This window comes from Rhizobium sp. No.120, assembly GCF_054558365.1.
In genome coordinates this window covers 165,373-182,423 of record NZ_BAAJNQ010000008.1, presented here as the reverse complement: position 1 = coordinate 182,423, position 17,051 = coordinate 165,373, and the positions used below count along the sequence as shown (strand labels likewise).

General features: G+C 60.4%; 15 protein-coding genes. 8 read left to right on the top strand and 7 right to left on the bottom strand.

Annotated elements, in window-relative coordinates; translation table 11 throughout:
• Nucleotides 1-3 precede the first annotated feature (3 nt).
• The 4 genes from glgA (at nt 4) to ACYJRZ_RS21805 (ending at nt 5,814) form a co-directional block, all read left to right on the top strand.
• Nucleotides 4-1,446: a glycogen synthase GlgA gene (gene glgA, locus ACYJRZ_RS21820; RefSeq protein ID WP_459462456.1), complete on the top strand. Its 1,443-nt coding sequence runs from the start codon at nt 4-6 to the stop codon at nt 1,444-1,446.
• A gap of 4 nt (nt 1,447-1,450) precedes the next feature.
• A complete protein-coding gene (locus tag ACYJRZ_RS21815) occupies nt 1,451-3,079 on the top strand; it encodes an alpha-D-glucose phosphate-specific phosphoglucomutase (RefSeq protein WP_459462454.1) in 1,629 nt (542 codons plus the stop codon).
• A 208-nt stretch (nt 3,080-3,287) separates the two neighbouring features.
• Entirely contained in the window at nt 3,288-5,258 is a 1,971-nt protein-coding gene (glgX, locus tag ACYJRZ_RS21810) for a glycogen debranching protein GlgX (protein ID WP_459462452.1), read from the top strand.
• A 67-nt stretch (nt 5,259-5,325) separates the two neighbouring features.
• On the top strand, nt 5,326-5,814 hold the full coding sequence (locus ACYJRZ_RS21805; RefSeq protein WP_459462450.1) for a MaoC family dehydratase: 489 nt from the start codon (nt 5,326-5,328) through the stop codon (nt 5,812-5,814).
• On the opposite strand, the gene ACYJRZ_RS21800 is transcribed toward ACYJRZ_RS21805, so the two are convergent.
• The 7 genes from ACYJRZ_RS21800 to ACYJRZ_RS21770 all read right to left on the bottom strand — a co-directional run bounded on the left by ACYJRZ_RS21800 (nt 5,811) and on the right by ACYJRZ_RS21770 (nt 12,317).
• Nucleotides 5,811-6,236, bottom strand: a complete 426-nt coding sequence (locus tag ACYJRZ_RS21800) for a hypothetical protein (RefSeq protein WP_459462448.1) — start codon at nt 6,234-6,236, stop codon at nt 5,811-5,813. The genes ACYJRZ_RS21805 and ACYJRZ_RS21800 overlap by 4 nt on opposite strands.
• 52 nt (nt 6,237-6,288) lie before the next feature.
• The gene (locus tag ACYJRZ_RS21795) at nt 6,289-6,837 is read right to left on the bottom strand and encodes a sarcosine oxidase subunit gamma (RefSeq protein ID WP_459462446.1); all 549 of its coding nucleotides are present in this window, start codon (nt 6,835-6,837) and stop codon (nt 6,289-6,291) included.
• Nucleotides 6,830-9,826 (bottom strand): sarcosine oxidase subunit alpha, encoded by a 2,997-nt coding sequence (locus tag ACYJRZ_RS21790; RefSeq protein WP_459462444.1) that lies wholly within the window; start codon nt 9,824-9,826, stop codon nt 6,830-6,832. Before ACYJRZ_RS21790 ends, ACYJRZ_RS21795 begins: the two co-directional genes overlap by 8 nt.
• Nucleotides 9,823-10,188 carry a sarcosine oxidase subunit delta gene (locus ACYJRZ_RS21785; protein WP_112400687.1) on the bottom strand — a complete coding sequence of 122 codons (366 nt, stop codon included), beginning with the start codon at nt 10,186-10,188 and terminating at the stop codon, nt 9,823-9,825. Before ACYJRZ_RS21785 ends, ACYJRZ_RS21790 begins: the two co-directional genes overlap by 4 nt.
• 15 nt (nt 10,189-10,203) lie before the next feature.
• Nucleotides 10,204-10,623 (bottom strand): hypothetical protein, encoded by a 420-nt coding sequence (locus ACYJRZ_RS21780; protein ID WP_459462441.1) that lies wholly within the window; start codon nt 10,621-10,623, stop codon nt 10,204-10,206.
• Nucleotides 10,623-11,876: a sarcosine oxidase subunit beta family protein gene (locus ACYJRZ_RS21775; RefSeq protein WP_112343287.1), complete on the bottom strand. Its 1,254-nt coding sequence runs from the start codon at nt 11,874-11,876 to the stop codon at nt 10,623-10,625. Before ACYJRZ_RS21775 ends, ACYJRZ_RS21780 begins: the two co-directional genes overlap by 1 nt.
• 162 nt (nt 11,877-12,038) lie before the next feature.
• Nucleotides 12,039-12,317 (bottom strand): hypothetical protein, encoded by a 279-nt coding sequence (locus ACYJRZ_RS21770; RefSeq protein ID WP_459462439.1) that lies wholly within the window; start codon nt 12,315-12,317, stop codon nt 12,039-12,041.
• A 344-nt stretch (nt 12,318-12,661) separates the two neighbouring features.
• On the opposite strand from ACYJRZ_RS21770, the gene rpsU reads away from it, so the two are divergent.
• From rpsU to ACYJRZ_RS21750, 4 genes are all read left to right on the top strand, one after another.
• A complete protein-coding gene (gene rpsU, locus ACYJRZ_RS21765) occupies nt 12,662-12,874 on the top strand; it encodes a 30S ribosomal protein S21 (protein WP_004117638.1) in 213 nt (70 codons plus the stop codon).
• A 138-nt stretch (nt 12,875-13,012) separates the two neighbouring features.
• A complete protein-coding gene (locus ACYJRZ_RS21760; protein WP_459462437.1) occupies nt 13,013-13,888 on the top strand; it encodes a tetratricopeptide repeat protein in 876 nt (291 codons plus the stop codon).
• Nucleotides 13,889-14,054: 166 nt separating this feature from the next.
• The gene (locus ACYJRZ_RS21755; RefSeq protein ID WP_459462435.1) at nt 14,055-15,125 is read left to right on the top strand and encodes an NAD(P)/FAD-dependent oxidoreductase; all 1,071 of its coding nucleotides are present in this window, start codon (nt 14,055-14,057) and stop codon (nt 15,123-15,125) included.
• 251 nt (nt 15,126-15,376) lie between these two features.
• The gene (locus ACYJRZ_RS21750) at nt 15,377-17,032 is read left to right on the top strand and encodes a sensor histidine kinase (protein ID WP_459462433.1); all 1,656 of its coding nucleotides are present in this window, start codon (nt 15,377-15,379) and stop codon (nt 17,030-17,032) included.
• Nucleotides 17,033-17,051: the final 19 nt, after the last annotated feature.

Sequence of the window (17,051 nt, the reverse complement as noted above, 5' to 3'; positions counted from 1 at the left end):
CCTATGAAGGTTCTCTCGGTTTCGTCCGAAGTCTTCCCCCTGATAAAGACAGGGGGCCTGGCCGATGTGGTCGGCGCCCTGCCTATTGCACTGAAGCCCTATGGCGTCGAAACCAAGACCCTCATCCCGGGCTACCCTGCGGTCATGAAAGCGATTCGCGATCCGATTGTCCGTCTGGACCTTCCGGATCTCCTTGGCGAGGCAGCTACCATTCTCGAAGTCGAGCACGCAGGCATCTCCTTCCTTGTGCTCGATGCGCCGGCCTATTACAGCCGCACTGGCGGTCCCTATGTGGATGCGACAGGCAAGGATTACCCGGATAACTGGCGGCGCTTCGCCGCGCTATCGCTCGCCGGTGCGGAAATTGCCGCAGGTCTCCTGCCCGGCTGGCGGCCGGATCTTGTGCATGCGCATGACTGGCAGTCGGCCATGGTGCCAGTCTACATGCGCTACTATCCGACACCCGAACTGCCGAGTGTTCTGACCATCCACAACATTGCGTTCCAGGGTCAGTTCGGCGCCGACATTTTCCCGGGCCTGCGCCTGCCGGCCCACGCCTTTTCCATGGAAGGCATCGAATATTACGGCGATGTCGGCTTCCTGAAAGGCGGGCTGCAGACGGCACATGCCCTAACCACCGTCAGCCCATCCTATGCCGAGGAAATCCTGACGCCGGAATTCGGCATGGGCCTCGAAGGCGTCATCGCCAGCAAGGCTTACAATCTCTACGGCATCGTCAACGGCATCGACGACGATATCTGGAACCCTGCGACCGATCCGATGATCGCCCAGACCTATAGCGCTGCGACGCTGAAGGATCGCGCCATCAACCGCCATCGGGTCGTCGAGCATTTCGGCCTGGACGAGGATGATGGTCCGATCTTCTGCGTGGTCAGCCGCCTCACCTGGCAGAAGGGCATGGATCTTCTGGCCGAGGTTGCCAGCGAGATTGTCCACATGGGTGGTAAGCTCGCAATTCTCGGTGCCGGCGACGCAGCGCTGGAGGGCGCGCTCTTTGCCGCAGCCGGCCGTCACCGCGGTCGCGTCGGCGTTTCGGCCGGCTACAACGAGCCCATGTCGCATCTGATGCAGGCCGGCTGCGACGCGATTATCATCCCATCGCGTTTCGAACCCTGTGGTCTCACGCAGCTTTATGGCTTACGCTACGGCTGCCTGCCGATCGTTGCGCGAACGGGCGGGCTGAACGATACGATTATCGACGCCAACCACGCCGCGCTGCAGGCAAAAGTCGCGACCGGCATTCAATTTTCGCCCGTCACCGCGGAGGGGCTGTTGCAGGCCATGCGCCGCGCGATGCACCTCTTCCAAGATCGAAAAGTCTGGACGCAGATGCAAAAGCAGGGCATGAAATCCGACGTATCCTGGGGCAGGAGCGCAGAACGCTACGCCGCTCTCTACTCCAGTCTAGTCTCGAGAGGCGCTTAACCCGATGATTAAAACTGTACCGACCACCCCCTACGCGGATCAGAAACCCGGCACTTCGGGCCTGCGAAAAAAGGTTCCCGTATTCCAGCAGCCGAACTACGCGGAAAACTTCATCCAGTCGATTTTCGATTCGCTCGAAGGCTATCAGGGTAAGTGCCTGGTCATCGGCGGCGATGGCCGCTACTACAATCGCGAAGTCATCCAGAAGGCCATTAAAATGGCCGCCGCCAACGGCTTCGGCAAGGTAATGGTCGGCAAGGGCGGCATCCTCTCGACGCCCGCAGCCTCCAACATCATCCGCAAGTACAAGGCCTTCGGCGGCATTATCCTGTCGGCCAGCCACAATCCCGGCGGCCCGACGGAAGACTTCGGCATCAAATACAACATCAGCAATGGCGGCCCCGCGCCGGAAAAGATCACCGACGCCATCTACGAGCGCTCCAAGGTGATCGACAGCTACAAGATCGCCGACTTCCCGGACATCAACCTGGACCGCATCGCCCGCGAGGATGTCGGCGGCATGATCGTCTCGGTCATCGACCCCGTCGAAGATTACGCGGCTCTCATGGAAGAGCTGTTCGATTTCGGCGCCATCCGCAACCTGATCAGCCTCGGCTTCCGCATCTGCTTCGATGCGATGAGCGCCGTCACCGGCCCCTATGCCAAGGAAATCTTCGAAATCCGCCTCGGCGCGCCGGACGGATCGGTCCGCAACTTCCTGCCGCTGCCGGATTTCGGCGGTCACCACCCGGATCCGAACCTCGTCTACTGCAAGGAGCTTTACGACGACATGATGAGCGACGATGCGCCCGATTTCGGCGCAGCATCGGATGGCGACGGCGACCGCAATCTCATCATCGGCAAGGGCATCTACGTCACACCGTCCGACAGCCTGGCGATCCTGGCGGCCAATGCCAATCTCGCTCCCGGCTATTCGCACGGCATCGCCGGCATTGCACGCTCGATGCCAACAAGCGGCGCCGCCGATCGCGTTGCCGAGAAGCGCGGCGTCGGCATTTATGAGACGCCGACCGGCTGGAAGTTCTTCGGCAATCTGCTCGACGCGGGTATGGCGACGATCTGTGGCGAGGAAAGCTCCGGCACCGGCTCGAACCACGTTCGCGAAAAGGACGGCCTCTGGGCCGTGCTGCTCTGGCTAAACATTCTCGCCGTACGCGGCGAGAGCGTCATCGATATCGTGACGCAGCATTGGGCCACCTATGGCCGCAACTATTATTCACGCCACGATTATGAAGGCGTCGATACCGATGCTGCCAACGGCCTGATTGCCGCGCTGCGCGAAAAGCTGCCGACGCTGCCGGGCACGAAGTTCGGCGATCTCACCGTTTCCGCCGCCGACGATTTCGCCTATCACGACCCGGTCGATAAGTCGGTCAGCCAGCATCAGGGCATCCGCATCCTCTTCGAAGGCGGCTCCCGCGTGGTCTTCCGCCTTTCCGGCACCGGCACGACGGGCGCAACGCTGCGTGTCTATATCGAGCGTTACGAGGCCGATCCGACGCGTCACAATATCGAAACCCAGGAAGCATTGGCCGATCTCATCACTGCCGCCCAGGAAATCGCCGACATCAAGGGCCGCACCGGCCGTGACGCACCGACGGTGATTACCTAAATTTACGACTAAGCCCCTTCTCCCTGCATATGCGGGGAGAAGGTGGCCAAAAAGCCGCCGAACAATGTGAGGCGGCGATTGGTCGGATGAGGGCCTTCTCGAAATTCGCCACTGAATAATTTGCCGAACGCTCTGCCCCTCACCCTAGCCCTCTCCCCGCAGGCGGGGTAAGCGAACAATCTCCAGCGATCCGGAGAGCCCGCGAGACATGTCCGAACCGACAACCCGCTGCCTTGGCACCACCCTCACCGACTCGGGTGTCGAATTTGCTGTCTATTCCAGGCATGCCGAGCGGATAGAGCTTTGCCTGTTCGACGCCGAGGGCCACAAGGAAATCGCGCGTCTGCCGCTCACCCGCGACGGCGATGAGCATCGACTCTTTGTGAAAGATGTGGGGGAAGGCACGCGCTATGGCCTGCGTGCCCATGGCACCTATGATCCCGATCGCGGCCTATGGTTCGATCTATCCAAGCTGCTGGTCGATCCCTATGCCAAGGAGATCGATCGGCCGTTTCGCTACGATCCGCGCCTCGGGGTCTATGGCACTGATACGCAGGATCTCATGCCGAAGGCGATCGTCTCGCGCGACGTTGCCGTCAAGCGGGCCAAGCCTCTGTTTCAGCCCGGCGGCCTGATCTACGAAATCGCGGTAAAGCCGTTCACCATGCTGCATCCCGATGTGCCGGCGAAACAGCGCGGCACGCTCGGCGCCCTCGCCCATCCCTCAATCATCGCACATCTCAAGCGCCTGCAGGTCGACGCCGTCGAGTTGATGCCGATCACCGCTTGGATCGATGAACGGCATCTGCCGCCGCTCGGGCTCACCAATGGCTGGGGCTACAATCCCGTTGCCTTCATGGCGCTCGATCCACGTCTCGTCCCCGGCGGCATCAGGGAATTGCGTGAGACGGTGGCAGCCCTTCACGCCGAAGGGATCGCAGTCATCCTGGATCTCGTCTTCAACCATACAGGCGAGAGCGACCGTCAGGGCCCGACGCTATCCCTGCGCGGTCTCGATAACCCTACATATTTCCGTAGTCTGCCGGATCAGCCCGGAACGCTGGTCAACGATACCGGCACGGGAAACACTGTCGCATGTGATCAGCCTCCGACACGCAAGCTCATCATCGACAGCTTGCGCCATTTCGTCCGCAATGCCGGGATCGACGGCTTCCGCTTCGATCTCGCCACCGTGCTTGGACGCAACGGCAAGGGCTTCGATCCGGAAAGCATGACGCTGCGCACCATGCTGGCGGACGAGGTGCTGCAGGATCGCATCATGATCGCTGAACCCTGGGACATTGGTCCCGGCGGCTATCAGCTCGGAAATTTCCCGACACCTTTCCTCGAATGGAACGACCGCGCTCGCGACGACCTGCGCCGCTTCTGGCGCGGCGATGCCGGCATCGGCGATCTGGCAACGATTCTTGCCGGCTCCTCGTCCATCTTCGGCCGTGACGGGCGGACGCAGACGCGCAGTGTCAACTTCCTCGCCGCCCATGATGGCTTTACCCTGATGGATCTCGTTTCCTACGAGAACAAGCACAATGAGGCCAATGGCGAGAACAATCGCGATGGTCATAACGAGAACTTCTCGTGGAACAACGGCATCGAGGGAAAAACGGACGATCTGGAGATCCAATCCAAGCGCCGCGCCGATATCGAAGCCATGCTGTCGATGCTCTTTGCCACGCGCGGCACGATCATGCTGACGGCGGGCGATGAAGGCGGACGCAGCCAGCAGGGCAACAACAATGCCTATTGCCAGGACAACGCCATCACCTGGGTGGACTGGAAGACGCTGGACAAGGAACTGATCGGCCATACCGCCTGGCTTGCCAGCCTCCGCCGCCGCTTCACGGCCTTTGGCGACATGAATTTCTTCCGCGGCGATGGCGACGTGCATTGGTTCTCAGGCGCAGGGACGCCGATGACGGTGCCGGATTGGGAAGCGCCGGGAGCGGCCGTGCTTGGCATGGCGCTGCAGACAAAGGATCGTGCGACGGACCGCTCGACACGGCTCGCCCTGGTCTTCAATCGCGCCGGAGACGAACGCGCCGTGACATTGCCGGCTTCCGAGAGCGGCGGCTGGTCCCAGCTGACGACGGGGGGCGAGAATATAGCCGGTGGACAAATCGCCATCCCTGCCCGCTCTGTCGCCTTCCTTCTGGAAAACTGATCGCGGTTGCACTTTCAGTCTCGATTCGCCAGAAAGGGTTTTGACGACACAGACTGACGAGGATGGAATGCCCGGCGAAATTTCGCTTGTTGAGATCATGAAGCTTGCGGGAACGGAAATCGGCGTTTCCGACTGGATCGCCGTCGATCAGACGATGATCGACACTTTTGCCGATGCGACACTCGATCATCAGTTCATCCACGTCGACCCCGAACGCGCCAAGGCGGAAACGCCCTATGGCGGCACGATTGCCCACGGCTTCCTGACGCTCTCGCTGCTCTCGGCGATGAACTACAGCGCCCTGCCGAAAATCGGCGAACAGATCATGGGCATCAACTACGGCTTCGAGAAGATCCGCTTCATGTCGCCGGTCAAGTGCGGCGTGCGAGTGCGAGGACATTTCACCCTCGCCGAAACGCGACTGCGCGGCGCCAATATGCTGATGTTGACTTATGACGTGACGGTCGAGATCGAAAACGAACGCAAGCCGGCACTGACTGCGACATGGACGACCATATCGCAGTTCGACCCGAAGGATCGGCCGGAAGAGCCTTAAGACTTTTTCAGGATGGAACGGATTTTCTGAGCAAATATAACCAGAAGAAGAAGCGCAATTCCGCACAAAGCTTCCGGGAGTTGGGAAGTTAGAGCGCGAAATATAGAAAGCACTTCGAAAGAAACTTCGCCATCAACAACCTGCTCAATTATATGAAGAACTATTATCGTTGGCACGAAAACTGTCAAGTAGCTTCGAATACGGTCCAAAGCGTCAAATTTACTTGGCATCGTTGGCTGCGTGCTTTCGAAGCCTATCCCGGTCCATGCCCTGGAATCGACTTCAAGGCTTTCCCTGTCAGAGCCCATGGGCGTGACCTTTGTATCGCGCATCACAATGCGCTGATTGAAGGCGAGTGCTGCGAGCGCGCCGATACAACCAATATGCGACCGAAATTGATGGCAAACAAGATCCATTGCCATCAACTCTCGGCGTCATGCACCACATCGACTTTGCCCGCTAAGGCTATCGAGCTTAAAGGCCGGCATCCTCCGCGCCTTCTGCCAGAAGGCCAAAGGCATAATCGGAGAAGGAGCGCCAGACTTCGACGCGGAATGTCTCGTCGTCGAGCCGCAGGATTACGACTTCCGCCTTGCCAAGCAGCGTGCGCGAGCAGGCGCCGACAGGAAATGCGCTGAGCGACACATCCTGCGGGCAGCCGGCGGCAAGCGTTGCTTCCGCGCCGGGGCCGGACACGATGACGGCTGTATTGCGATGCGAGATATCCGTCGCCGAATGCAGCACGCCAGACGATGCAGCCACGCCGACCAGCTCGACACCATTTTCGTCGATAACGAGCCATTCGTCCGGGCCGAGCCACAGGGCATGACGCCCATTGGCGCTGGCCGAGGTCTTCGGCCGGGTCGGCAGTTGAAGGCCGATCGCCTGTGAAAGACCATGGACGGAATCGGCCGGTGCGCGCAGCGAAATGCGGCTTGCGGGAGCAGCTGGCGTCAGCCGCACGGTCGAGGAACCACCGTGGCGGCCGGCGAGGGGCAGTTTGCGGGTAGCGAGATCAGCCATTGATCCGGCCTCCTTCCTTGTCAAAGAACACCAGATCCGTCACCTCGACTGATATCGTCTTGTCTGGCATGGGCACATAGAGCGTCTTGCCCATGCGCTCGCGTCCGCCGGCAACGAGCGCGAAGGCGATGGAGCGGCCGAGATTCTCGGACCAATAGGCGGAAGTGACATGGCCAAGCATGGTCATCGGTTTCGGCTCATTCGGATCAGCAACGATCTGTGCACCCTCCTCCAGCACCACCTTCGGATCGCGGGTGACGAGACCGACGAGCTGCTTGCGCCCTTCCTTGACGAGATCCGGCCGCTTCAGGCCGCGAATGCCGACGAAATCGGTCTTCTTCTTGGAAACAGCCCAGGCAAGGCCGGCATCGTCAGGCGTCACCGTACCATCGGTATCCTGGCCGACGATGATGTAGCCCTTCTCGGCGCGCAGCACGTGCATGGTCTCCGTACCGTAGGCGCAGGCGCCCATAGGCTCGGCACGAGCCCATACGGCCTCCCAAACGGACTGGCCGTAATCGGCCGGCACGTTGATTTCGTAGCCGACTTCACCGGTGAAGGAGACGCGGAACAGCCGCGCCGGTACGCCGCAAACCTTGCACTCGGCCACGCTCATATGCGGGAAGGCCTCGTTGGACAGATCCTGGCCTTCGACGAGCGGCTCGATGATCTCGCGCGCCTTCGGACCCTGCACGGCGATAACGGCCCATTGCTCGGTGGTGGAGGTCAGCCACACCTTCAGATGCGGGAATTCGGTCTGCAGATAGTCTTCCATGTGATGCAGCACGCGCGGCGCACCGCCGGTTGTGGTGGTCACATGGAAGCGATCCTCTGCCAGACGCCCGACGACGCCGTCGTCATAAACAAAGCCATCTTCGCGGGTCATGATGCCGTAGCGGCAGCGGCCGGGCTTCAGCGTATCCCAGGCGTTGGTGTAGAGGAGGTTCAAAAACTCGGCTGCGTCGGGTCCGACCACTTCGATCTTGCCGAGCGTCGACGCATCGAACACGCCAGCCACTTCGCGCGCCGTGCGGCACTCGCGATTGACGGCTTGGTGCATGGTCTCGCCGGCGCGCGGATAGAACCAGGCGCGCTTCCAGTTGCCGACATCTTCGAAGATCGCGCCGTGCGCCTCTTCCCAGGCATGCATCGGCGTCTTGCGTGCGGGATCGAAGAGAGCCCCGCGCGAATGGCTGATGAGCGTACCGTAGGTCACCGGCGTATAGGGCGCGCGGAAGGTGGTAAGGCCGACCTGCGGAATATCCTTGCCGAGCATTTCGGCGGCGATCGCCAGCCCGTGCATGTTGGAAAGCTTGCCCTGATCGGAGGCCATGCCGTTGGTGGTGAAGCGCTTGATATGCTCGATGGAATGCATGCCTTCGCGCACGGCAAGACGAATATCCTTGGCGCAGACATCGTGCTGGAAATCGACGAAAGCCTTCGCATTCGTGTCCGGCCCGGCGCCTTCGGCCGCACCGATCATGCCGCCGGTCCACTCGAAAGCCTGTTCGGCGTGGAGCTGGATCTTCTCGCCGCCATTGGTGCTGCCGGTGGCGCGCGCCATCAGCTCACCGGCGGCAAGAGATTCCTCGATCGCGGCCTGTAGCCCGTCCGTACCGTTGCAGGCACCGACCGAAAGGCAATCCTGAACATAGGTGCCCGGCAGGAAACGCTGCTTTTCGGCATCGAATTTCAGCTTGCCGCGCGATTGCGAGAAGAGATGAACGGAAGGCGTCCAGCCCGCCGAAACCAGCAGGGCATCCACCGGGATCTTGCGGGTGGCGGAGCTGCCGTTGCGCGAGACGGTCATGGAGGAGACGCGCAGTTTGCCTGATGTATCGACGACCGCATAGTCGGTCATCACCTCGATACCGAGCCGCTTTGCCTCGGCGAGAATTGCCTCGCCCGGCCGCGCACGGCTGTCGACGATGGCAGCGATCGAGATGCCGGCACGCTTCAGGTCGAAGGCGGCCTCATAGGCCGAATCATGTGCGGTATAGACACCGATCTTCGCGCCGACGGCGACGCCATAATGATTGAGATAGGCACGCGCCGCCGAGGCGAGCATGATGCCCGGACGATCGTTGTTCGGAAACACCATGTGGCGTTCGATCGCGCCGGTTGCCAGGATGGCGCGCTTGGCACGGACCTGCCACAGGCGTTCGCGCGGCAAGTCGCGGCCGGGTTTGGCCAGATGGTCGGTCACGCGTTCGGCAAGGCCGAAGAAATTGTGGTTGTAATAGCCGAAGGCGGTCGTGCGGGTCAGCACCTGGACATTCGGCATCGCCTTGAGCTTGGCGAAGGTCACCTGCGCCCACTCGTAGCCTTCCACACCGTCGATCTTGATGCCGGTGTCGAAGCGGAGCGCGCCGCCGACCTCCGGCTGCTCGTCACAGAGGATGACTTTAGCGCCGGTTTCAGCCGCGGCGAGTGCCGCGGAGAGGCCGGCAACACCGGCACCGACGATGAGCACGTCGCAATGCGCATAGCGGCTGGCATAGTGATCCGGATCCTCTTCCGTCGGCGCAACGCCGAGGCCGGCGGCACGGCGGATGAAGGGCTCGTAAATATGCTTCCAGGCCGACTTCGGCCACATGAAGGTCTTGTAGTAGAAGCCGGCGGCAAAGAAGGGCGACATCAGATTGTTAACGCCCCCGATATCGAAGGCGAGCGACGGCCAGCGGTTCTGCGACTGGGCCTTCATGCCGTCGAAGACTTCCTGCACGCTGGCACGTACGTTCGGCTGACGCCGCGCCGCATCGCGTGAAATATCGAGCAGCGCGTTTGGCTCTTCGGCTCCGGCCGAGAGGATACCGCGCGGACGGTGGTACTTGAAGGATCGGCCGACCAGATGAACGCCATTGGCAAGCAGCGCCGATGCGACGGTATCGCCTTCGAGCGCGGTATAGGTCTTGCCGTCAAAAGTGAAGCGAGCGGTTCTGGCCGGCGTCAGACGCCCCTTGCCCGCGATACGATTGGCGCCGCTCATTCAGCAAATCCCTCTGTTGGTGCCGTCTTTTCTTGTTCGTTTTGTTGCTGCGCCACCGGTTCGGCCGCGCCGGGCTTGAGCGTCGCCGGATCCGGTTTCGGTTCGCCGGCCTTGTAGGTTCGGTAGAAGTGATCGCTCACTGTATCGCGCGCCGCATTGAAGAAGCGGCCGCAGCCATGGATGTGCCGCCAGCGCTCGAAGATCAGCCCCTTCGGATTGTCGCGCAGGAAGAAATATTCCTCGAATTCTTCGTCCGAGATCCCGGCAATATTGGCCGGCCGCACGATATGCGCGTCGCCGGCGTTGCGGAATTCAAGTTCCGAACGCTCTTCCTCACAATAGGGGCAGTAAATCAGCAGCATCGTTTTCTACCTGTGTTAAAGCTCGGAGCCTGTAAGGCTTGTGCCGGGAGGCTGCGCGCAAAGCTGCCGCCCCATGATGACGAAAGGTGTTATGCGCTTCAGCAGCGCCTCCAGCGATCCATAGGGCTTCAGCACGTTGGTCATCCCCAGATTAACCAGGCTCATGCCCAGCAGATCAGTGTCGATCGCAAACGCCCTGGTCGCCTCGGGCGTCTGGTCCGGCACGAAATAGACCGTCGGCTTGTTCAGCACCTTGGCACAGGCAATCACGCCGCTTTCGGCCACGAAGGGCCAGTCGGCCTCATCCTTTGCCTTGTGGATCACCTGCATGCGAAAATCCTTGACCCCCGGAATAAGATCGCTGACTTCGGTCGCGATCGCTCCGACCGGCAGGGAAAGCCCTGCGGCAAGAACGATCCCGACCGCGGCCGACATCAGTGTGCCACGGCGGCGGCGGCCGCCTCATCGATCAGACGGCCAGTGCGGAAGCGATCCAGCGTCAGGCCGGCATTGAACTTATGCGGCTCGTCGCGAGCAATCAGATGGGCAAAGAGATTGGCCGAACCCGGCGTCGCCTTGAAGCCGCCCGTGCCCCAGCCGCAATTGACATAGAGTCCGGGCACCGGCGTCTTCGACTGGATCGCCGACCGGTCCGGCGTATTGTCGACGATGCCGCCCCAGGAGCGCATCATCTTCACGCGGCGGAACATCGGGAAGAGCTCGCAGATCGCATCCAACGTATGGGTTATGATCTGCAACCCGCCGGTCTGGCTATAGGAATTGTACTGGTCCGTGCCCGCACCGATGACGAGCTCGCCCTTGTCGGACTGCGAGATATAGGCATGCACCGTGTTCGACATGACGACACAGGGAAAGATCGGCTTCAGCGGCTCGGAGACCAATGCCTGCAGCGGGCTCGATTGCAGCGGCACACGCACGCCGGCCATCTGCATGACGACCGTGGTATGGCCGGCTGCGGAAACGCCGACCTTCTTCGCGCCGATGAAGCCCTTGCTCGTTTCGACACCCGTCACGCGGCCATCCGGCCCACGGCGAATGCCGGTCACTTCGCAATTCTGGATGATGTGCACGCCGCGATCGGAAGCAGCGCGGGCAAAGCCCCACGCGACCGCATCGTGACGCGCCGTGCCGCCGCGACGCTGCAGGGCAGCGCCGTTGATCGGATAGCGAGCCGTCTTCGAAATATCGAGCGGCGGACAATAGGCTTTCGCCTGTTCCGGCGTCAGCCATTCATTATCGATGCCATAGAGGCGATTTGCGTGGATATGACGCTTGAAGGACTGCTGGTCATGCACATTGTGCGACAGCATCATCACGCCACGTGGCGAATACATGACATTGTAATTGAGATCCTGAGATAGCCCCTCCCAGAGCTTCATCGAATGCTCGTAGATGTGCATGCTCTCTTCATAGAGGTAGTTCGAGCGGATGATCGTCGTGTTGCGGCCGGTATTGCCGCCGCCGAGCCAGCCCTTTTCGATGACGGCAACATTGGTGATGCCATGCTCCTTGGCGAGATAGTAGGCCGCACCCAGGCCATGACCGCCGGCGCCGACGATGATGACGTCATACTCCTTGCGCGGCTCCGGCGAGGTCCATTGAGCCTCCCAGCCCTTGTGAGCCCGCATCGCTTCCCGTGCCACGGCAAAAACCGAGTATTTACGCATTCGCCCTCAACTCCTTCAGGCAAGACGCCCATCTTTATGGGTCATACAAATCGCAAATCCAAAACCGACACAACGGCTCTTTTGCGACGCATTCAGGACCGGCTTTCGACACGGTTAAAATTGCCATGCGGCCGAACCGTCTGCTTACGAGTGCCAGCAGATCTATTTGCGCTGCAGGTGACAGACCTTCACACGCCCGCCATGACCGTCCTTGCGCCAGACGCATCCCTCTTCTCGCGGCTTTCCATTATAGAGATAAATTCTCGCACGACGCTTGCTGTCGTAGGTCTGATTGGAAAAATCATGGCCACCGATGCGCACATTCTTGCCGAGCCGCACTTCGCCGGCTTTGGCAGGCGCAAACACCGTAGTGAGAACGACAAGGCTAAGCGCGATGGCACTAAGCGCTTTCCTAACAGCAATAAAGCGATGCGATTGCATAAAGTGATTTCCCCTCGTTTCGGACGGCTGCTCCAATACCCCCGCAGCTCACGAATGATTCTGATCCGAAATGCTCACATAAGCATGTCAGTGCCGCAAAGATCGGGATCTGCCAATCCCTCTTTCAAGCGCCTTCGTGAAAGCCCAGCAGGTATCGCCGGCTCAAATCCACCCTCGACAAACCGCTTTTTCCTCTGCAAACTCACGATCTAGCTAGACTTTGACAAACCGATCTGCTATCCCGCCTTCCAATCGCAAGGCTACGGCTGCGCGAACGTTATATTTTTGCCTCCTGGCGCTGCCGTCGCCGCTGGCATCAACCAAACCAAAGGAACGTGATTCTCGTGCAGGTACTTGTCCGCGATAACAATGTCGACCAGGCTCTCCGCGCTCTCAAGAAGAAGATGCAGCGCGAAGGTATTTTCCGCGAAATGAAGATGCGCGACTACTATGAAAAGCCGTCGCAGAAGCGTGCTCGCGAGAAGGCAGAAGCTGTTCGTCGCGTTCGCAAGCTTGCTCGCAAGCGCGCTCAGCGCGAAGGCCTTGTTGCCAAGTAATCGCCGTTTTTTCGACGTTTTCAGATGCATGTGTGGCGGGGGCGAGTCGTTCGCCGCCGCCTTTTTGATTTATTCTCTACGCAAATCGGATTAAATCAGAACAGCCTGATATGACGCATGGGGAAAGCGAACCCGATAATGGCAATGACGACTTCCGTAAAGTTCCGCACTTCGAACCTCTCCTTACCCGTTTCGAAGCGCGCCGCGGCTCTGCCTGCTTTGGCGATACTTGCCGCAATCAGCCTTTCCGGCTGCCAGACTGCCAGCACAGATAACGTGATCCAGATCGACAAGGCGCAGGGTTCGTCCGAAAATATCGCCTCGCTGACATCTGTCATCAATGCCAATCCGCAGGATCCGGAAGGCTACAATGTGCGTGGCACGGCCTATGGCCGCGGCGGCGATTTCAACCGCGCTCTTGGCGATTTCAATCAGGCGATCCAGCTCAATCCGAAATTCTACCAGGCGTACGCTAACCGCGCGCTGATCTATCGCAACATGGGCAAGCTGCCGGAAGCGGTCGCGGACTATAATGCGGCGCTGCAGATCAACCCGAACTATGATGTCGCCTATATCGGCCGCGGCAATCTCTACCGACAGTCCGGCCGCGACAACGACGCCTTCAACGATTATTCGAAGGCCATCAGCCTCGGGACGACGGATGGACGCGCCTATAACGGCCGCGGCGTGATCTACCAGAAGCGCAATCAGCAGGATAAGGCGATCGACGATTTCTCCAAGGCGATCTCGCTGTCGCCGAACTCGCCGGAACCCTACAATAGCCGTGGCATTTCCTATCTCGCGCAGAACGACGACGACAACGCTTTTGCCGATTTCAACCATGCTATCGAGCTGAACAACAAGCTCGCCGAATCCTGGGCAAACCAGGCCTTCGTTTATGAGCGCAAAGGCGACAAGGCGAAAGCCCGCCGCTCCTATCAGCATGCGGTCAACCTCGATCCCAACTATCAACCGGCCAGAGACGGCCTGGCGCGTGTCGGCGCCGGCGCCTGACGCAAATCATATAACCGCAAGACATCCAGCCGCCGGCGCTCTTTCGCACGGCGGCTTTTCTTTGCCAGGGTCTTTGATTTCGCGCATGTCGTTATCGCAAAACCGCTGCACACTTTTGCGCGACATGCTGTAGTCTCAAGCTCATCCGTTCAAGCGAGACAAAGACATGTCCTCCCCGCAGAAAATCATCGTCATCGGCGCCGGTATCATCGGGGCTTCCATCGCTTGGCATCTGAGCCGCAAGGACGTATCGGTAACGGTGGTCGCGCAGCAGACCGGCGGCGTTGCCACTCCGAACTCCTTCGCCTGGATCAATGCCAGCTGGGGCAATCCGGAATTCTACTTCCGCGTCCGCCATCGCTCGATGACGGAGTGGTCGAGGCTGAAGGCGGATCTGCCTGACATCCCTCTATCCTGGTGCGGCGGCCTCAGTTGGGATCTGCCCGAGGCGGAGTTGGACGCTTATGCGGCGCAGCACCACGGCTGGGGCTACGGCATACAGCCTGTCAACCGCGCGACAAGTGCCATGCTCGAACCCTACCTGGCCAATCCGCCCGACTATGCCCTGCATGTCGCGGAAGAAGGCGCCGTCGAACCCGTTACCGCTGCCGAACTGCTGCTGGAAGATGCCCGCCGTCGAGGGGCGATCCTGTCATCCGGCGTCGAAGTCAAAGGGCTGCTGCGGCAGAGCGAGCGAATCGTCGGTATCGAGACGAACGAGGGACCGATATACGCCGATCATGTCGTTCTGGCCGCCGGTGCCGGCACGGCCGCACTCGCCGCCTCGATCGATATTCTCGTGCCGCTCGAAACACCTCCGGGGCTCATCGTTCATTCGCGACCCGTGCGGAAAATGTTGAACGGTCTGGTGATGGCACCGGAACTGCATCTGCGCCAGACGGCAGAAGGACGAATCATTGCCGGCAGCGACTTCGGCGGCACCGATCCCGGCGACAATCCTCGAGCGGCTGCCGACGCGCTCTTCGCCAAGGTCAGAGCAATGTTGAAAAACGGTGAGGCGCTGGAGCTTGATTTCCACACCATCGGCTATCGCCCGACTCCGAAAGATGGCCTGCCGATCCTGGGTAACACCGGTGCGGCGCCCGGCCTCTACCTCGCAGTTCTGCATTCTGGCGTCACGCTCGCGCCGCTCGTCGGCCTGCTCGCCGCGCAGGAAATCGTCGATGGCAGCGAAGCGCACGAGCTTGCGCCGTTCCGGCTCTCCCGCTTTTCCTAGCTTGCGAATGAGACGATCAGCGCAACTGCAGGGATGCGTTGCCACAGTCGTAAATACCCGAGATCGCTTACGATTTCGCAGTAATGACTTTTCAGATGTTGCAAGGAAAATTACCGAGCCCTAACATGGCGCTTCTGGAGCATGTAGCTCGGATCGGGGCATGGGGGCGCTTGGCACGATGACCAATACCATTTTCTTTGCGTTTGCCGGCGCGTCGGATCCTTGTGGAGACACGATCGGTTGATCGCTTCATGAGAAAGCCGCATTTTCCGAAAGCGTCGATTGGTGCCTATCTGATCGCCATCGCCTTGGCGATCGCCTTGCCTATTCTCGCCTTCGTTGCGCTGCTTCTGGTTCAGCTTGAGAATAATGAACGTGATGTGCTGAAGGGTGACACCGTTCAGGACGCGCAGGCGCTTGCACGCGTCATTGATCGCCAATTGCAGGACATGGCGACGACGCTACGTCTCCTGTCTTCCTCGCCGGAACTCGAACGCAACGACATTGCCACCTTCTTCGCCCGTACGGAAACGGTCCTGCGCACCGATTCGCTCTTCGTGCTACTCATGGAAAAGGATGGCCAGCTTCGGCTGAATACCCGCTGGCCGCTTGGAAAACCGCTCGGCAAGACCGGCAACATGGCAGCACTCCAATCGGCGCTGAACTCCGGCCGCATCGAGGCATCCGACGTTTTCATAGGATCGAACGCCCGCCGTTGGGTCTATAACGTCACCCTGCCGCTTGAGCATTCGCCGGCCGGCGCGGCTTTGGCAGTAACCCAGGATGCCGACGAGCTCGCCAAGCTCATAACGACTGAGGCCCTGCCGCCCGGCTGGTCCGCCGCCGTTGTGGATAAATCCGGCCATGTCGTCGCTGCCGGCGGACCGACGACCCTCGCTCCTGGCGACACCTTTAACAAGGACATTCTGCCGAAGCTGATCGCATCCAGCGGTGTCTACCAGGACGAAAAGACCTTGCCGAATGCGGTGCTCGGCTATGCCCAGATCTCCGGCTGGTCCTGGAAGGCCGTCGTCTGGGGACCGATTGCATCCGCGCAGCAGTCGCTGATGAGCACCTGGCGGTTCCTGATTTATGGCGGCGTGACGCTGCTAATGGTTGCGCTCATCGCCGTTTATGCGCTGGCGCGTCAGGTGCGCACCACCATCCAGAGCATAGCCGACATGGCAGACCGCATGGGCCGAGGCGAAATCGTGTCGCCAGTTGACACCAGCGTTATCGAGGCAAATCAGGTGGCCATTGCGCTTTCCAACGCATCCTTCGACCGCAGCGTTACCGAGGATCGGCTGCATTTCGTCATGCACGAGCTCGTCCACCGTACCAAGAACCTGCTGGCGCTCGCCCAGGCGATGACACGCCAGCTCGCGCGGCAGACTGATAGCGTCGACACGTTCCAGCGGGCGGTCGCCGACCGGCTGGAGGGCCTGGCTCGCTCGATTGAGGTGCTGACCAGCGAACAATGGTCCGGCGTGTCGCTGCGCCGCGTGATCGACATTCATCTCGCTACTTTCCTTCAGGGACCTCAGCAACTCGACGTTCTCGGCAACGACTTCCTGCTGAAGCCGGAGGCGGTACAGAATCTCGGCCTGATCCTGCACGAGCTTGCCACCAATTCGGTCAAGTATGGGGCGCTTTCCGCACCGGAGGGCAAGATCACCATCGAATGGACAAATGAAGCCAGTGAAACCGGCACGATGATCCGCTTCGTCTGGACTGAAAGCGGCGGTCCGACTGTCAAACCGCCGAGCGAGGCCGGCTTCGGCACCACTGTCACGAGAACTCATGCCGCGGCATCCTTCAGCGGCCAAGTCGAGGTCGATTTCCGTCCGGCCGGACTCATCTGGATACTGACCGCGCCACGCAACATGATGGAGCGTCAAAGGAGCTGAAATGCTGCGCGTGCGGGCG

Coding starts and splice junctions, on each gene's coding strand:
- glgX (WP_459462452.1), top strand. CDS start 3,288: ATGTCCGAACCGACAACCCGCTGCCTTGGCACCACCCTCACCGACTCG.
- ACYJRZ_RS21760 (WP_459462437.1), top strand. CDS start 13,013: ATGGCAATGACGACTTCCGTAAAGTTCCGCACTTCGAACCTCTCCTTA.
- ACYJRZ_RS21750 (WP_459462433.1), top strand. CDS start 15,377: ATGAGAAAGCCGCATTTTCCGAAAGCGTCGATTGGTGCCTATCTGATC.
- ACYJRZ_RS21795 (WP_459462446.1), bottom strand. CDS start 6,837: ATGGCTGATCTCGCTACCCGCAAACTGCCCCTCGCCGGCCGCCACGGT.
- ACYJRZ_RS21770 (WP_459462439.1), bottom strand. CDS start 12,317: ATGCAATCGCATCGCTTTATTGCTGTTAGGAAAGCGCTTAGTGCCATC.
- ACYJRZ_RS21805 (WP_459462450.1), top strand. CDS start 5,326: ATGCCCGGCGAAATTTCGCTTGTTGAGATCATGAAGCTTGCGGGAACG.
- ACYJRZ_RS21755 (WP_459462435.1), top strand. CDS start 14,055: ATGTCCTCCCCGCAGAAAATCATCGTCATCGGCGCCGGTATCATCGGG.
- ACYJRZ_RS21780 (WP_459462441.1), bottom strand. CDS start 10,623: ATGTCGGCCGCGGTCGGGATCGTTCTTGCCGCAGGGCTTTCCCTGCCG.
- glgA (WP_459462456.1), top strand. CDS start 4: ATGAAGGTTCTCTCGGTTTCGTCCGAAGTCTTCCCCCTGATAAAGACA.
- ACYJRZ_RS21790 (WP_459462444.1), bottom strand. CDS start 9,826: ATGAGCGGCGCCAATCGTATCGCGGGCAAGGGGCGTCTGACGCCGGCC.
- ACYJRZ_RS21815 (WP_459462454.1), top strand. CDS start 1,451: ATGATTAAAACTGTACCGACCACCCCCTACGCGGATCAGAAACCCGGC.
- ACYJRZ_RS21800 (WP_459462448.1), bottom strand. CDS start 6,236: ATGGCAATGGATCTTGTTTGCCATCAATTTCGGTCGCATATTGGTTGT.
- ACYJRZ_RS21775 (WP_112343287.1), bottom strand. CDS start 11,876: ATGCGTAAATACTCGGTTTTTGCCGTGGCACGGGAAGCGATGCGGGCT.
- ACYJRZ_RS21785 (WP_112400687.1), bottom strand. CDS start 10,188: ATGCTGCTGATTTACTGCCCCTATTGTGAGGAAGAGCGTTCGGAACTT.